The 15,035-nt window shown below is 49.5% G+C and carries 12 protein-coding genes and 1 pseudogene; 7 read left to right on the top strand and 6 right to left on the bottom strand.

Annotation, left to right across the window (positions count from 1 at the left end; translation table 11 throughout):
• Window positions 1-70: 70 nt before the first annotated feature.
• A complete protein-coding gene (locus HEN21_RS07115; protein ID WP_000892038.1) occupies window positions 71-1,132 on the bottom strand; it encodes an AI-2E family transporter in 1,062 nt (353 codons plus the stop codon).
• A 212-nt stretch (window positions 1,133-1,344) separates the two neighbouring features.
• Between HEN21_RS07115 and bepA the strand changes: the two genes are divergently transcribed.
• Window positions 1,345-2,808: a beta-barrel assembly-enhancing protease gene (bepA, locus tag HEN21_RS07120; RefSeq protein WP_000489665.1), complete on the top strand. Its 1,464-nt coding sequence runs from the start codon at window positions 1,345-1,347 to the stop codon at window positions 2,806-2,808.
• Between the two features lie 20 nt (window positions 2,809-2,828).
• Complete coding sequence (gene arsC / locus HEN21_RS07125; RefSeq protein WP_000166460.1) at window positions 2,829-3,188, top strand: arsenate reductase (glutaredoxin); 360 nt, start codon at window positions 2,829-2,831, stop codon at window positions 3,186-3,188.
• Window positions 3,189-3,325: 137 nt separating this feature from the next.
• On the opposite strand, the gene HEN21_RS07130 is transcribed toward arsC, so the two are convergent.
• The 3 genes from HEN21_RS07130 to upp all read right to left on the bottom strand — a co-directional run bounded on the left by HEN21_RS07130 (window position 3,326) and on the right by upp (window position 6,123).
• A complete protein-coding gene (locus HEN21_RS07130) occupies window positions 3,326-4,027 on the bottom strand; it encodes a DnaA inactivator Hda (RefSeq protein WP_071599018.1) in 702 nt (233 codons plus the stop codon).
• Between the two features lie 94 nt (window positions 4,028-4,121).
• Window positions 4,122-5,411, bottom strand: a complete 1,290-nt coding sequence (gene uraA, locus HEN21_RS07135) for a uracil permease (protein WP_010349867.1) — start codon at window positions 5,409-5,411, stop codon at window positions 4,122-4,124.
• An 85-nt stretch (window positions 5,412-5,496) separates the two neighbouring features.
• Window positions 5,497-6,123 carry a uracil phosphoribosyltransferase gene (upp, locus tag HEN21_RS07140; RefSeq protein ID WP_001295473.1) on the bottom strand — a complete coding sequence of 209 codons (627 nt, stop codon included), beginning with the start codon at window positions 6,121-6,123 and terminating at the stop codon, window positions 5,497-5,499.
• Window positions 6,124-6,448: 325 nt separating this feature from the next.
• On the opposite strand from upp, the gene purM reads away from it, so the two are divergent.
• The 4 genes from purM to ppx all read left to right on the top strand — a co-directional run bounded on the left by purM (window position 6,449) and on the right by ppx (window position 11,908).
• The gene (purM, locus tag HEN21_RS07145; RefSeq protein ID WP_010349865.1) at window positions 6,449-7,486 is read left to right on the top strand and encodes a phosphoribosylformylglycinamidine cyclo-ligase; all 1,038 of its coding nucleotides are present in this window, start codon (window positions 6,449-6,451) and stop codon (window positions 7,484-7,486) included.
• Entirely contained in the window at window positions 7,486-8,124 is a 639-nt protein-coding gene (gene purN, locus HEN21_RS07150) for a phosphoribosylglycinamide formyltransferase (RefSeq protein ID WP_001028604.1), read from the top strand. Before purM ends, purN begins: the two co-directional genes overlap by 1 nt.
• A gap of 171 nt (window positions 8,125-8,295) precedes the next feature.
• Entirely contained in the window at window positions 8,296-10,362 is a 2,067-nt protein-coding gene (gene ppk1 / locus HEN21_RS07155) for a polyphosphate kinase 1 (protein WP_176252312.1), read from the top strand.
• Between the two features lie 4 nt (window positions 10,363-10,366).
• On the top strand, window positions 10,367-11,908 hold the full coding sequence (gene ppx / locus HEN21_RS07160; RefSeq protein ID WP_001121372.1) for an exopolyphosphatase: 1,542 nt from the start codon (window positions 10,367-10,369) through the stop codon (window positions 11,906-11,908).
• 44 nt (window positions 11,909-11,952) lie between these two features.
• Here the strand turns inward: ppx and HEN21_RS07165 are convergent.
• Together HEN21_RS07165 and HEN21_RS07170 are read right to left on the bottom strand one after the other, a co-directional pair.
• Window positions 11,953-14,196, bottom strand: a pseudogene (locus HEN21_RS07165) (bifunctional diguanylate cyclase/phosphodiesterase).
• A 181-nt stretch (window positions 14,197-14,377) separates the two neighbouring features.
• Window positions 14,378-14,530, bottom strand: coding sequence for a hypothetical protein (locus HEN21_RS07170; RefSeq protein WP_000019882.1), 153 nt, complete (start codon window positions 14,528-14,530; stop codon window positions 14,378-14,380).
• Window positions 14,531-14,547: 17 nt separating this feature from the next.
• On the opposite strand from HEN21_RS07170, the gene HEN21_RS07175 reads away from it, so the two are divergent.
• Window positions 14,548-14,739 carry a YfgG family protein gene (locus HEN21_RS07175; RefSeq protein ID WP_000075999.1) on the top strand — a complete coding sequence of 64 codons (192 nt, stop codon included), beginning with the start codon at window positions 14,548-14,550 and terminating at the stop codon, window positions 14,737-14,739.
• The last annotated feature ends 296 nt before the right edge of the window (window positions 14,740-15,035 follow it).

A 15,035-nucleotide genomic window follows, 5' to 3' on the forward strand; every position in this document is an offset into this window, starting at 1 on the left:
TTGCTCCATTCCGTGCTGGCTGCGCTTGCGGCCAGCACACCTCACATCCGGCGATGTAGCGGAATGAAGGTTAATCTTGCGCGATTTGGCCATCGGGCCAGGCATGGATTACCGCTTTAATAAGCGTAGCCAGAGGAATGGCAAAGAACACGCCCCAGAATCCCCACAACCCACCGAAGATCACCACCGATAAAATAATCACCAGCGGATGCAGGTTAACCGCTTCGGAGAACAACACCGGTACTAACAGGTTGCCATCCAGCGCCTGGATAATCAGATATACCGCGAAACAGCTCCAGAATTCAGTGCCAGCACCAAACTGGAATAGTGCCACGCCGACCACCGGAATAGTCACCACAAATGCGCCAATGTACGGAATAAGCACTGAGAAGCCGACCAGCACCGCCAGCAGCAGCGAATAGTTCAGTCCGAAAAGCAAGAACCCCAGCCAGGTGGCGATCCCCACCACAATCATCTCCAGCACCTTGCCACGGATGTAGTTGGTGATTTGCTGATTCATCTCCTTCCAGACCTGGCCTGCCAGCCCACGGTTACGCGGAAGCACCCGACGGACAGCATTCAACATTTGCTCTTTATCTTTCAGAAGGAAAAAGACCATCAGCGGCACCAGCACCAGATAGACGGCAATGGTCAGCAGGCCCACCAGCGAGGCGAGAGAGATTTTCACCACCGAATCGCCCATGGTGAGCATCCGACTGCGCATATTGTCGGCCATCGCATCAATAATGCCCGCATCCATTAACGCCGGATAACGGCGCGGCAACGTGGCGGCAAAATCAGACAGTTTATTGAGCATCCCCGGCATATCGCGGATTAAATAGATGCCCTGCTGCCAGGCGATAGGCAGTACCACGAACGCCATCAGCAGCAAAATACCCACGAAAACCACCAATACAATCGACGTCGCCCAACGGCGGGAACAGCCAATAGATTGCAGGCGCACGGTTGGCCATTCCAGCAAATAGGCCAGCACAATAGCCACCAGCAACGGTGCGAGCAGGCCACTAAAGAAAAAGATAATGCCAAATCCGGCAACTAAAATAACCAGCAAGGCAATCGCTTCCGGGTCGCTAAAACGGCGGCGATACCATTGCATCAACATTTCGAGCATAAAGACCTTCCCTGAACCTCAAGAGCGGGATTGCGATCCGCAATTGTATCGAAATGTCACAAAAAAGACTTCGCTTTTTATGACGGATTCAGGAAACTGAAAAGTCATTTGAGTGGGCTAATCTTCGTCGCTACACTCAAAGGCGGCGCGGTGGGAACGATATTTCACAGTATCGGTCAAATGACTATCTCCAGAAATACAGGACAGAGGTTATGTTCAGGCAGTTGAAAAAAAACCTGGTTGCAACCCTCATTGCTGCTATGACCATCGGTCAGGTAGCCCCGGCGTTTGCCGATAGCGCAGACACTTTGCCGGATATGGGAACCTCCGCAGGAAGCACGCTTTCCATTGGTCAGGAAATGCAGATGGGCGACTATTATGTTCGCCAGCTACGCGGCAGCGCGCCGTTAATTAATGACCCGCTATTAACGCAATATATTAATTCGCTGGGGATGCGCCTGGTTTCACATGCAAACTCCGTTAAGACGCCGTTCCATTTCTTTCTGATCAATAACGACGAAATCAACGCCTTTGCTTTCTTTGGCGGCAACGTGGTGCTGCACTCTGCCTTGTTCCGTTATTCCGATAACGAAAGTCAACTGGCTTCGGTCATGGCGCACGAAATCTCCCACGTCACCCAACGTCACCTGGCGCGAGCGATGGAAGATCAGCAACGCAGCGCGCCGCTTACCTGGGTCGGGGCGTTAGGTTCTATTTTACTGGCAATGGCCAGCCCGCAGGCGGGGATGGCGGCGCTGACCGGTACGCTGGCGGGAACGCGCCAGGGGATGATCAGCTTCACCCAGCAAAATGAACAGGAAGCGGACCGCATTGGTATTCAGGTGTTGCAACGCTCGGGGTTCGATCCGCAGGCGATGCCGACCTTCCTCGAAAAACTGCTCGATCAGGCGCGCTACTCTTCGCGTCCGCCGGAAATTCTGCTGACTCACCCGTTACCGGAAAGCCGCCTGGCTGATGCCCGTAACCGTGCCAATCAGATGCGCCCGATGGTGGTGCAGTCGTCGGAAGATTTCTATCTGGCAAAAGCGCGCACACTGGGGATGTACAATTCCGGACGTAACCAGCTCACCAGTGATTTGCTGGATGAATGGGCGAAAGGTAACGTTCGTCAGCAACGGGCGGCGCAATATGGTCGTGCTTTACAGGCGATGGAAGCCAATAAATACGACGAGGCACGGAAAACGCTGCAACCGTTACTGGCGGCAGAACCCGGCAACGCGTGGTATCTCGATCTGGCTACCGATATCGACCTTGGGCAAAACAAAGCCAATGATGCGATCAATCGCCTGAAAAATGCCCGTGATTTACGCACCAATCCGGTGTTGCAGCTCAACCTGGCAAACGCTTATCTGCAAGGTGGGCAGCCACAGGAAGCGGCTAATATTCTGAATCGCTACACTTTTAATAATAAAGATGACAGCAATGGCTGGGATTTGCTGGCACAGGCAGAAGCCGCGCTAAATAACCGCGATCAGGAATTGGCAGCGCGAGCAGAAGGTTATGCACTCGCAGGGCGACTCGATCAGGCCATTTCCTTGTTGAGTAGCGCCAGTTCGCAGGTGAAATTAGGCAGCCTGCAACAAGCGCGTTACGATGCGCGCATCGACCAGTTGCGCCAGTTGCAGGAACGCTTTAAGCCTTATACCAAGATGTAATTTGCATTAAAGGAAGAACAATGACCAAACAGGTAAAAATCTACCATAACCCACGCTGTTCAAAGAGCCGTGAAACGCTGAACCTGCTGAAAGAAAACGGCGTGGAGCCAGAAGTGGTGCTCTACCTTGAGACACCCGCCGATGCGGCAACGCTGCGCGATTTGCTGAAAATGCTGGGGATGAATAGCGCCCGTGAATTAATGCGCCAGAAAGAGGAGCTTTATAAAGAGCTGAACCTGGCTGACAGTTCGCTTAGCGAAGAGGCGCTGATTCAGGCGATGGTGGATAATCCGAAGCTGATGGAGCGCCCGATTGTGGTCGCCAATGGCAAAGCGCGCATTGGACGTCCACCGGAACAAGTGCTGGAAATCGTGGGTTAAGATGTGCCCCATCGCTAGTTAAGGCACATTGCCGGATGCGACGCTTGCCGCGTCTTGTCCGGCCTGTGATTGCATTGGACGCGCTTCGCATAGATCGGATAAGGCGTTCGCGCCGCATCCGACAATAAACACCCTGCCTACAGCTTCAGAATCTCTTTCACAAACGGAATGGTCAGCTTACGCTGTGCGGTAATCGACGCATGATCCAGCTGATCCAGTGTCATAAATAGCGTGCGCATCTCTCTGTCGAGCCGCTTCAGCAAGAAGCGTCCCACATCTTCCGGCAGTTCAAAACCACGCAAACGCGCGCGTAACTGTAGCGCCTGCAACTTATCTTCATCAGAAAGTGGCTGCAATTTGTAGATCTGCCCCCAGTCAAGACGCGACGCGAGATCCGGTAATCCCAGATTCAACTGACGCGGTGGACGATCGCCAGTGATCAACAACCGTGTTTTACCCGACTCCAGAATCCGATTGTAGAGATCGAAAATCGCCATCTCCCACAACTCATCGCCGGCAATACACTCAATGTTGTCGATGCAAACCAGCGACAAATGCTCCATACCGTCGAGCACTTCCGGGACAAACCAGGTGCGTTTATCCAGCGGGACATAGCCCACCGCATCGCCACGCTGCGACAATTCCGCGCAAGCCGCGTGCAGCAGATGGCTGCGCCCCGCGCCTTCGCGTGCCCAGAGATAGATGTAACCGCTATGTTCCTGACGCAGCACGTTTTGCAGCGCGGCCAGTAGAGAGGAGTTATCCCCCGGCCAGAAACTTGCAAAGGTTTCGTCGTCAGGAAGATAAAGTGGCAAAGAGAGCTGTGCCGGTGTGTTCAGAGATACCTCAACCAGGATTTCACAAAATCGCGAGAAGTTTACCACAGAATCCCATGATGTTTGAACCGGGCAGCAGCACTGCCCGGTCAGTACATTATTTGTCTGTTATATCCGCGTCTTCTGCGTCCAGCACCACTTCTTCAGGGCGCAGCACGCTAATCAGTTTGAAGATCAGGCTTAAGCCAATACCGACGATAGTCGCCAGCGCCATGCCTTTCAGCTCCGCCGCGCCGATGTTTACCTTCGCGCCACTGACGCCGATGATCAAAATCACGGAAGTCAGGATCAGGTTCTGTGCTTTGTTGTAATCCACTTTCGATTCAATCAATACACGAATACCGGAAGCACCAATCACGCCGTAAAGCAGCAGCGAAACACCGCCCATTACCGGCAGTGGGATCATCTGGATAGCGGCAGCCAGTTTACCAACACAGGAAAGCAGGATAGCGAAAATCGCCGCGCCGCCGATAACCCAGGTACTGTAAACGCGAGTGATCGCCATAACGCCAATGTTTTCCCCGTAGGTGGTGTTTGGCGTGGAACCAAAGAAGCCGGAGAGCACGGTCGACAGGCCGTTAGCAAACATCGAACGGTGCAGACCCGGATCGCGCAGCAGATCTTTTTTGACAATGTTAGCCGTTACTACCAGGTGCCCTACATGTTCGGCAATAACCACTAACGCCGCTGGCAGAATAGTCAGAATGGCGAACCACTCGAAGCGCGGCGTATAGAGAGTTGGCAGAGCAAACCAGTGAGCATTAATAATCGGCGTGGTATCGACAATTCCCATTGCGAAAGAGAGCGCATACCCCACCAGCACGCCAATTAAAATCGGGATAATGGCCAGGAAACCACGGAACAGCACGGAACCTAAAACCGTGACCGCCAGCGTGGTAATAGAAATGATGATGGTTTTGGAATCTGGCGTTTGCCCTTCAGCCGGGAGTAAACCGGCCATACCAGCAGCTACGCCCGCCAGCTCCAGACCGATGACGGCAACGATTGCGCCCATTGCCGCAGGTGGAAACAGCACGTCCAGCCAGCCGGTTCCCGCTTTCTTCACGATGAAAGAAACCAGACAGAACAGCACGCCACACATAATAAAGCCGCCCAATGCGACTTCATAACCCAACGGCAACAGTAACAATACCGGTGAAATAAAGGCAAAGCTGGAGCCGAGATAAGCCGGGATTTTACCTTTACAGATGAAGAGATACAGCAGCGTCCCGATACCGTTAAATAACAGTACGGTCGCCGGGTTAATATGAAATAAGACGGGCACCAGGACGGTTGCACCAAACATGGCGAACAAATGTTGCAAACTAAGCGGGATTGTCTGTAAAAGTGGCGGTCTTTCACTCACCCCGATAGCACGGCGCGTCATAGTATATTCCTCTGTATTATGTGTTATAGGCGCTTTACTCAAAAAAAAGCCGACTCTTAAAGTCGGCTTTAATTATTTTTATTCTTTATTTTGTACCAAAGATTTTGTCACCGGCATCGCCAAGCCCCGGAATAATGTATCCGTGCTCGTTCAATCCCTGGTCAATTGATGCGGTATACAGCTCGACGTCCGGGTGCGCTTTTTCCAGCGCAGCGATACCTTCTGGCGCAGCCACCAGCACCAGCACTTTAATGCTGCTGCAGCCCGCTTTTTTCAGCAGGTCGATGGTCGCGATAACGGAACCACCAGTTGCCAGCATTGGGTCAACGATCAGCGCCATACGCTCATCGATGTTAGAAACCAGTTTCTGGAAGTACGGTACTGGTTCCAGCGTTTCTTCATTACGGTACATACCGACTACGCTGATGCGCGCGCTCGGAACGTTTTCCAGCACGCCGTCCATCATCCCCAGACCGGCGCGCAGAATTGGCACCACGGTAATTTTCTTACCTTTAATCTGGTCGATTTCCACCGGGCCATTCCAGCCCTCGATGGTTACTTTTTCAGTTTCGAGGTCAGCGGTCGCTTCGTAAGTCAGCAGGCTACCCACTTCGGAAGCGAGTTCGCGAAAGCGCTTGGTGCTGATATCTTGCTCACGCATCAGTCCCAGCTTGTGTTTGACGAGTGGGTGTTTGACTTCCACGATCTTCATACTCTTTCTCCTTTGAGGGGCAGCCACAAAAAAAATCGACGGATTATACCTCCTTTCTTTAAGGCGGCAATATTATTTTCGTTGATTTTAGTCAAAACCATAAAAATTTTAGATAAAGTTATTTCATAATCAAACAGTTAATAACGGTAATTATCCTGGCAAAAAATCATTCATCCCCTCTATGTACACCTTTTTTTGTCACTCTCTCGGTAAAAAGAGGTTAAAAAAGGTTGTGTAAAGCAGTCTCGCAAACGTTTGCTTTCCCTGTTAGAATTGCGCCGAATTTTTATTTTTCTACCGCAAGTAACGCGTGGGGACCCAAGCAGTGACCGATAAAACCTCTCTTAGCTACAAAGATGCCGGTGTTGATATTGACGCGGGTAATGCTCTGGTTGGAAGAATCAAAGGCGTAGTGAAGAAAACGCGTCGCCCGGAAGTGATGGGCGGTCTGGGCGGCTTCGGTGCGCTGTGTGCGTTGCCGCAAAAATATCGCGAACCCGTGCTGGTTTCCGGCACTGACGGCGTGGGCACTAAACTGCGTCTGGCGATGGACTTAAAACGTCACGACACCATTGGTATCGATCTGGTCGCCATGTGCGTTAATGATCTGGTGGTGCAAGGCGCTGAACCGCTGTTTTTCCTCGACTATTACGCAACCGGAAAGCTGGATGTTGATACTGCTGCATCAGTGATCAGCGGCATCGCCGAAGGTTGTCTGCAATCGGGCTGTTCGCTGGTGGGGGGCGAAACGGCAGAAATGCCGGGGATGTATCACGGTGAAGATTATGACGTTGCTGGTTTCTGCGTTGGCGTGGTAGAAAAATCAGAAATCATCGATGGTTCTAAAGTTAGCGACGGTGATGTGCTGATTGCGCTCGGCTCCAGCGGCCCGCACTCGAACGGCTATTCGCTGGTGCGCAAAATTCTCGAAGTCAGCGGTTGTGATCCACAAACCACCGAACTCGACGGCAAACCATTAGCCGATCATCTGTTGGCACCGACCCGTATTTACGTGAAGTCAGTACTGGAGTTGATCGAAAAGGTCGACGTGCACGCTATTGCGCACCTGACCGGCGGCGGCTTCTGGGAAAACATTCCGCGCGTATTGCCGGAAAACACCCAGGCAGTGATTGATGAATCCTCCTGGCAGTGGCCGGAAGTGTTCAACTGGCTGCAAAGGGCAGGTAATGTCGAGCGCCATGAAATGTATCGCACCTTCAACTGCGGCGTCGGGATGATTATCGCCCTGCCTGCTCCGGAAGTGGACAAAGCTCTCACTCTGCTTAATGCCAACGGTGAAAACGCGTGGAAAATCGGTATCATCAAAGCCTCTGATTCCGAACAACGCGTGGTTATCGAATAATGAATATTGTGGTGCTTATTTCCGGTAACGGAAGTAACTTGCAGGCAATTATAGACGCCTGCAAAACCAACAAAATCAAAGGCACCCTACGGGCAGTTTTCAGTAATAAGGCCGACGCGTTCGGCCTTGAACGCGCCCGCAAAGCCGGTATTGCAACGCATACGCTCATCGCCAGCGCGTTTGACAGTCGTGAAGCCTATGACCGGGAGTTGATTCATGAGATTGATATGTACGCTCCCGACGTGGTTGTACTGGCCGGTTTTATGCGCATTCTTAGCCCGGCGTTTGTCTCCCATTATGCCGGGCGTTTGCTGAACATTCACCCTTCCCTGCTGCCAAAATATCCCGGTTTGCACACCCATCGCCAGGCGCTGGAAAATGGCGATGAGGAACACGGTACATCGGTGCATTTCGTTACTGATGAACTGGACGGCGGCCCGGTTATTTTACAGGCGAAAGTCCCGGTATTTGCCGGTGATACGGAAGATGACATCACCGCCCGCGTACAAACCCAGGAGCACGCCATTTATCCGCTGGTGATTAGCTGGTTTGCCGATGGTCGTCTGAAGATGCACGAAAACGCCGCGTGGCTGGATGGTCAGCGTCTGCCGCCGCAGGGCTACGCTGCCGACGAGTAATTCCCTCGTAGTTAAAGCGCCAGCCCTGCCGTTGGCGTTTTTCAATTCACCTGTAAATCGCAGGCTCCAGCAGTTTTTTTCTCCCTTTTCTGGCATAGTTGGACATCTGCCAATATTGCTCGCCATAATATCCAGGCAGTGTCCCGTGAATAAAACGGAGTAAAAGTGGTAATGGGTCAGGAAAAGCTATACATCGAAAAAGAGCTCAGTTGGTTATCGTTCAATGAACGCGTGCTTCAGGAAGCGGCGGACAAATCTAACCCGCTGATTGAAAGGATGCGTTTCCTGGGGATCTATTCCAATAACCTTGATGAGTTCTATAAAGTCCGCTTCGCTGAACTGAAACGACGCATCATTATTAGCGAAGAACAAGGTTCCAATTCTCATTCCCGTCATTTGCTGGGTAAAATTCAGTCCCGCGTGCTGAAAGCCGATCAGGAATTCGACGGCCTCTACAACGAACTGTTGCTGGAGATGGCGCGCAACCAGATTTTCCTGATTAATGAACGCCAGCTCTCCGTCAATCAACAAAACTGGCTGCGTCATTATTTTAAGCAGTATCTGCGTCAGCACATTACGCCGATTTTAATCAACCCTGACACTGACTTAGTGCAATTTCTGAAAGATGATTACACTTATCTGGCGGTGGAAATAATCCGTGGCGATACCATCCGTTATGCGCTGCTGGAGATCCCCTCAGATAAAGTGCCGCGCTTTGTTAATTTGCCGCCGGAAGCACCGCGCCGACGCAAACCCATGATTCTTCTGGATAACATTCTGCGTTACTGCCTTGATGATATTTTCAAAGGCTTCTTTGATTATGACGCGCTGAATGCCTATTCAATGAAGATGACCCGCGATGCCGAATACGATTTAGTGCACGAGATGGAAGCCAGCCTGATGGAGCTGATGTCTTCCAGTCTGAAGCAGCGTTTAACCGCAGAACCGGTGCGTTTTGTTTATCAGCGCGATATGCCCAGTGCGCTGGTTGAGGTGTTGCGCGAAAAACTGACTATTTCCCGCTACGACTCCATCGTACCCGGCGGCCGTTATCATAATTTTAAAGACTTTATTAATTTCCCCAATGTCGGCAAAGCCAATCTGGTGAATAAACCACTGCCGCGTTTACGCCACATTTGGTTTGATAAAGCCCAGTTCCGTAACGGTTTTGATGCCATTCGCGAACACGATGTGCTGCTCTATTATCCTTATCACACTTTTGAACATGTGCTGGAACTGCTACGCCAGGCCTCGTTCGACCCAAGCGTACTGGCGATTAAAATTAATATTTACCGCGTAGCGAAAGATTCGCGCATCATCGACTCGATGATCCACGCCGCTCACAACGGTAAGAAAGTCACCGTGGTGGTTGAGTTACAGGCGCGTTTCGACGAAGAAGCCAACATTCACTGGGCAAAACGGCTGACTGAAGCGGGCGTACACGTGATTTTCTCTGCGCCGGGGCTGAAAATTCACGCCAAATTGTTCCTGATTTCGCGTAAAGAAAACGGTGAGGTTGTGCGTTACGCGCATATCGGAACCGGGAACTTTAATGAAAAAACCGCGCGTCTTTATACCGACTACTCGCTGCTGACCGCCGACGCGCGCATCACCAACGAAGTACGCCGGGTGTTCAACTTTATTGAAAATCCATACCGTCCGGTAACTTTCGATTATTTAATGGTGTCGCCGCAAAACTCCCGTCGTTTGCTGTATGAAATGGTTGACCGTGAGATAGCCAACGCTCAACAAGGGCTGCCTTGCGGTATTACCCTGAAACTGAATAACCTGGTCGATAAAGGTCTGGTCGATCGTCTGTATGCGGCCTCCAGTTCCGGCGTGCCGGTGAATCTCCTGGTACGCGGGATGTGTTCGCTGATCCCCAATCTGGAAGGTATTAGCGACAATATTCGTGCTATTAGTATTGTCGATCGTTACCTTGAACATGATCGGGTTTATATTTTTGAAAACGACGGCGATAAAAAAGTTTACCTTTCTTCCGCCGACTGGATGACACGCAATATTGATTATCGTATTGAAGTGGCTACACCGCTGCTCGATCCCCGACTGAAGCAACGGGTGCTGGACATCATCGAAATTTTGTTCAGCGATACAGTCAAAGCGCGTTATATCGATAAAGAACTCAGTAATCGCTACGTCCCCCGTGGTAACCGCCGCAAAGTACGGGCGCAATTGGCGATCTACGACTACATCAAATCACTCGAACAATCTGAATAACCCTATGCCAATACACGACAAATCCCCTCGTCCGCAGGAGTTCGCTGCGGTCGATCTTGGTTCAAACAGTTTCCACATGGTCATTGCCCGTGTGGTGGATGGCGCAATGCAGATTATTGGCCGCCTGAAACAACGGGTGCATCTGGCAGATGGTCTGGGGCCAGATAATATGTTGAGTGAAGAAGCGATGACGCGTGGCTTAAACTGCCTGTCGCTGTTTGCCGAACGCCTGCAGGGGTTTTCTCCTTCCAGCGTCTGTATTGTCGGAACCCATACGCTACGTCAGGCGCTGAATGCCACTGACTTTCTGAAGCGAGCAGAAAAGGTTATTCCCTACCCGATTGAAATTATTTCCGGCAACGAAGAAGCGCGTCTGATTTTTATGGGCGTGGAGCATACCCAGCCGGAAAAGGGCCGCAAACTGGTTATTGATATTGGTGGCGGCTCAACAGAACTGGTGATTGGTGAAAATTTCGAACCGATTCTCGTGGAAAGTCGCCGGATGGGTTGCGTCAGCTTTGCCCAGCTTTATTTCCAGGGCGGCATCATCAATAAAGAGAATTTTCAGCGCGCACGCATGGCGGCAGCGCAAAAACTGGAAACCTTAACCTGGCAATTCCGTATCCAGGGCTGGAATGTGGCAATGGGCGCTTCCGGCACCATTAAAGCTGCTCATGAAGTGTTGATGGAAATGGGCGAGAAAGACGGGATAATTACCCCGGAACGTCTGGAAAAACTGGTAAAAGAAGTTTTACGGCACCGTAATTTCGCATCGCTGAGTTTACCGGGTCTTTCCGAAGAGAGGAAAACTGTCTTCGTTCCAGGACTGGCGATTTTATGCGGTGTGTTTGATGCCTTAGCCATCCGTGAACTGCGACTTTCTGACGGGGCGTTACGCGAAGGCGTGCTGTATGAAATGGAAGGACGTTTCCGCCATCAGGATGTGCGTAGCCGCACCGCCAGTAGTCTGGCTAACCAGTATCACATCGACAGTGAACAGGCCCGACGGGTGCTGGATACCACCATGCAGATGTACGAACAGTGGCGGGAACAGCAACCGAAACTGGCGCATCCACAGCTCGAAGCATTGCTGCGATGGGCCGCTATGCTGCATGAAGTCGGGTTGAATATCAACCATAGTGGTCTGCATCGACATTCTGCATATATTTTACAAAACAGCGACTTACCGGGATTTAATCAGGAGCAGCAGCTGATGATGGCGACACTGGTACGCTATCACCGTAAAGCGATTAAGCTCGACGATCTGCCGCGCTTTACCTTGTTTAAGAAGAAACAGTTCCTGCCACTGATTCAGCTATTGCGCCTTGGCGTATTGCTCAACAATCAACGTCAGGCGACTACCACGCCGCCAACATTAACGCTGATTACCGATGACAGCCACTGGACCTTGCGTTTTCCGCATGACTGGTTTAGCCAGAACGCGCTGGTATTGCTTGATCTGGAAAAGGAACAAGAATACTGGGAAGGCGTGGCTGGCTGGCGGTTAAAAATTGAAGAAGAAAACACGCCTGAAATTGCGGCTTAATATGAAATGAAAACGGGCCAACATGTTATGTTGGCCCAAATAAATTACGCGCTTTCCCGGACCGGTTCTCTTTCACCCAACATCGCCACTAACGGCTGCGGTTCACCAATCAAAAAGCCTTGCAGGTAATCAATACCCAAAGAGTGAACCGCCTGGCGAATCTCTTCATTTTCAACATATTCCGCAACCACTTGCATTTTCTTCATTCGCGCCAGATGACAAATTGATGCCACTATCTGGTAATCCAGACTATTCGAGACAATATTGCGTATGAAGCTGCCATCAATTTTTAATAAATTGGCATTCACATTTTTTAGCCGCGCATAACTGGCGTAGCCGGTGCCGAAATCATCAATTGCAATTTGGCATCCTAACTCCTGAAGATGCTGCAGCGTATTCTGTGCCTGCTTAACATTGGTCAGGGTATTACTCTCGGTTACCTCAAAGATAAGCTGCCACGCTTCTATTTGATATTTATTCAAAAATTTACTGACATCTAAAGGGAAACTCGCCTGACAAACGGAAGTGGGCGACAGGTTAATAGCAAATCGGCGAGCAGGCATTTTTTCTCTATTTTCTGCCATAAATTGCAGTGTATGCTCGATAACCCACATGTCGATGCTGGACGATAAGCCAAATTCATGCGCGACCGGTAAGAAATTGTCAGGATTGATGAGTTCGCCATTCTCTCCTTTCATGCGCAGCAGAATTTCATGATAAACATCACCGCGCACTCCTGTAATCGGCTGGGCCATCAGGCAAAAATCGTTATGCTCGAGCGCCTGTTGTAGCCGATTCATCATCGCCACCTTGTCTTTCAATTCACGTTGTAAATACATTGCCCCGCGACGCTGCATATTTTCCGGGGTATTGGTCACGATAGAAAGTTCGGCAACCGTATTTAGCTCTCCCAGCAGCAGATATATATGATTAACCGGTGAGCGGACATAGCAATAACTGACGCCAATCTGAGGCTGTAACGGCATTCCATCCCAAAAGAAACGAAACTGCTTCAGATGATTATCCAGCGTGGTAATGCGCTCCTGGTATGATTCTGTATTCAGTCGCAACGCAAGGTCGTTACCGGAAAGCTGATAAACAGCTTCGCCCGGTTCCAGCAACGGTGTCAGCCAGTGTGAAAGTTTTTGTTTATATTGAATGCGTAGCATGATGCCATAGTTCTTTACCAACATTTCCATGCCAGGGATGCGTAAATAACATAGCGCGGATCATGGTGCATCACGCAATGCACGGTTCAGGGCGCGAATATTTGGCAGATGAACAACCGGATCCACATATGCAAGCCGCTGAATGCGTCTGACCACCGCTCGCTGACGGGTTGCCAGAACAGCCATGTAATTGACAATAAAAGAAAATACCAGATAACTGGAGGAAGTTATGGTCAGTTGCGTGGTATATCCAGGATAAAGGGGAATGTAGTTCTGATAGCTGTGAATGCTGATCATCAGCACTACCGCCCAGAGCAGCGATATAAACTTATAGCCATAGCGCATTGCTCCCCACATCATCAGCGGTAGCAATAACGATAACGTATAGTTGGTGCTAAAAATTGTGCTTTTTTCATTTAACGGCATACATAGCAACAACAACAACGCACCCAATGCAAGCAACCAGATCGCAAATTCTTTTTTGGTAACCTTTTTGTCAACCTGCTGTTTTAATTGCGAATAATAGCTACGTAAATAAAACGGATTCCGCACCACCCGAATGATGAAGTAGCACAATGGGACGCCGATAAGATTACCTACCAGCAAGGCCTGGTAATTGATTAATGTCCCGAGGTTAAAGGGCATAACCCCTACCAGATTGTCTCTGCTTGCCAGTAACCCTACAAACGCAGCAAACTGGAAAAGTACCAGGAACAACGTTGCCGGAAAAACAATCTGCCAGAAAATTCGCTGGGAAATTAAGCGGGTATCCCCATGTGCAACGTTGTTACGCCGGGGAGAAAAAACTCTGTAACCACCCCAACAAATAATGACAATGATAATAAAATTAGTCGTTAACGAAAGCGTTTCATACAGGCCAAGCTCCGCATACTTACGAACAAAAATGCCTAATGCTATACCCGGTAATGCTGCCCAGTTAAAAAACATCATCATGCTGATCATCAGAGCCAGGGGCAGATAAAAGAGAAAAACTTCACCGGAGGAAATATGCGCAAAAGTATTTATTTGTGCGAAAACGGGCAAGATTAAAGAAGGCAGGATCAGCGGAAGCCCCCACCATTTATCACGTATTTTTATATAAGTTGCATTCAGTTTCATAGATGCTCAACAGAATTCCCCACATCCTGAAAGGGGTGTATTCAGACAGGCATCCCACCTGAATTCGACGGATGATTATTCATCACTATAGAGAGTATCGATTCTAAGTGTCATATGAAAGTTTCAATTGATATATATCAAACAAAACAACCCTGATTAATGAATTATTACGTTTATCATGTTAAGCCATCATTATTACATCATTATTGTAAATAATTAAATTAACTTCCATAACATTGGAATATGTATCCACTGACGCTTTTTTACATAATGAAGAATTGACCATTTTGCCCAGGTGTGCCTTAATGTAAGTACCGTCCACAGAGTGGGACATACTTCAAGGAACCTTTTGTGAGTCAGGCAACCAGTATGCGAAAACGACACCGATTTAACAGTCGCATGACCCGTATCGTACTACTCATCAGCTTTATCTTCTTCTTTGGTCGCTTTATCTACTCGTCTGTTGGTGCCTGGCAGCATCATCAGAGCAAAAAAGAAGCGCAGCAATCCACACTCTCTATCGAATCCCCGGTACAACGTTAGCGGTTACCTTCTCCATTTTAACTTAGCAAGACGGCGCATTGCTGCCCGATGTTTTTGCTCTTTGTAGTTAACAAAGCGGCAGGCATTCTTTCACCTTAAATTTCACCCATTGTCCTGACTGACGTAGATCCTGCCTAAGAAGTAATACGCTCTAAATTAATACATATATTTAAATTATATTTCTTTAATGATTTATTTTTCGCGTGAATTTTAATAAATTTAATCTATTAGTTTATACACAATACATTTACTTTCCTCTTTTGATGATCTTAAATATCTTATTTTTCGTAATGTGT

The sequence above is a fragment of the Escherichia sp. 93.1518 genome (assembly GCF_013368915.2).
In the GTDB taxonomy this organism is placed as follows: domain Bacteria; phylum Pseudomonadota; class Gammaproteobacteria; order Enterobacterales; family Enterobacteriaceae; genus Escherichia; species Escherichia ruysiae.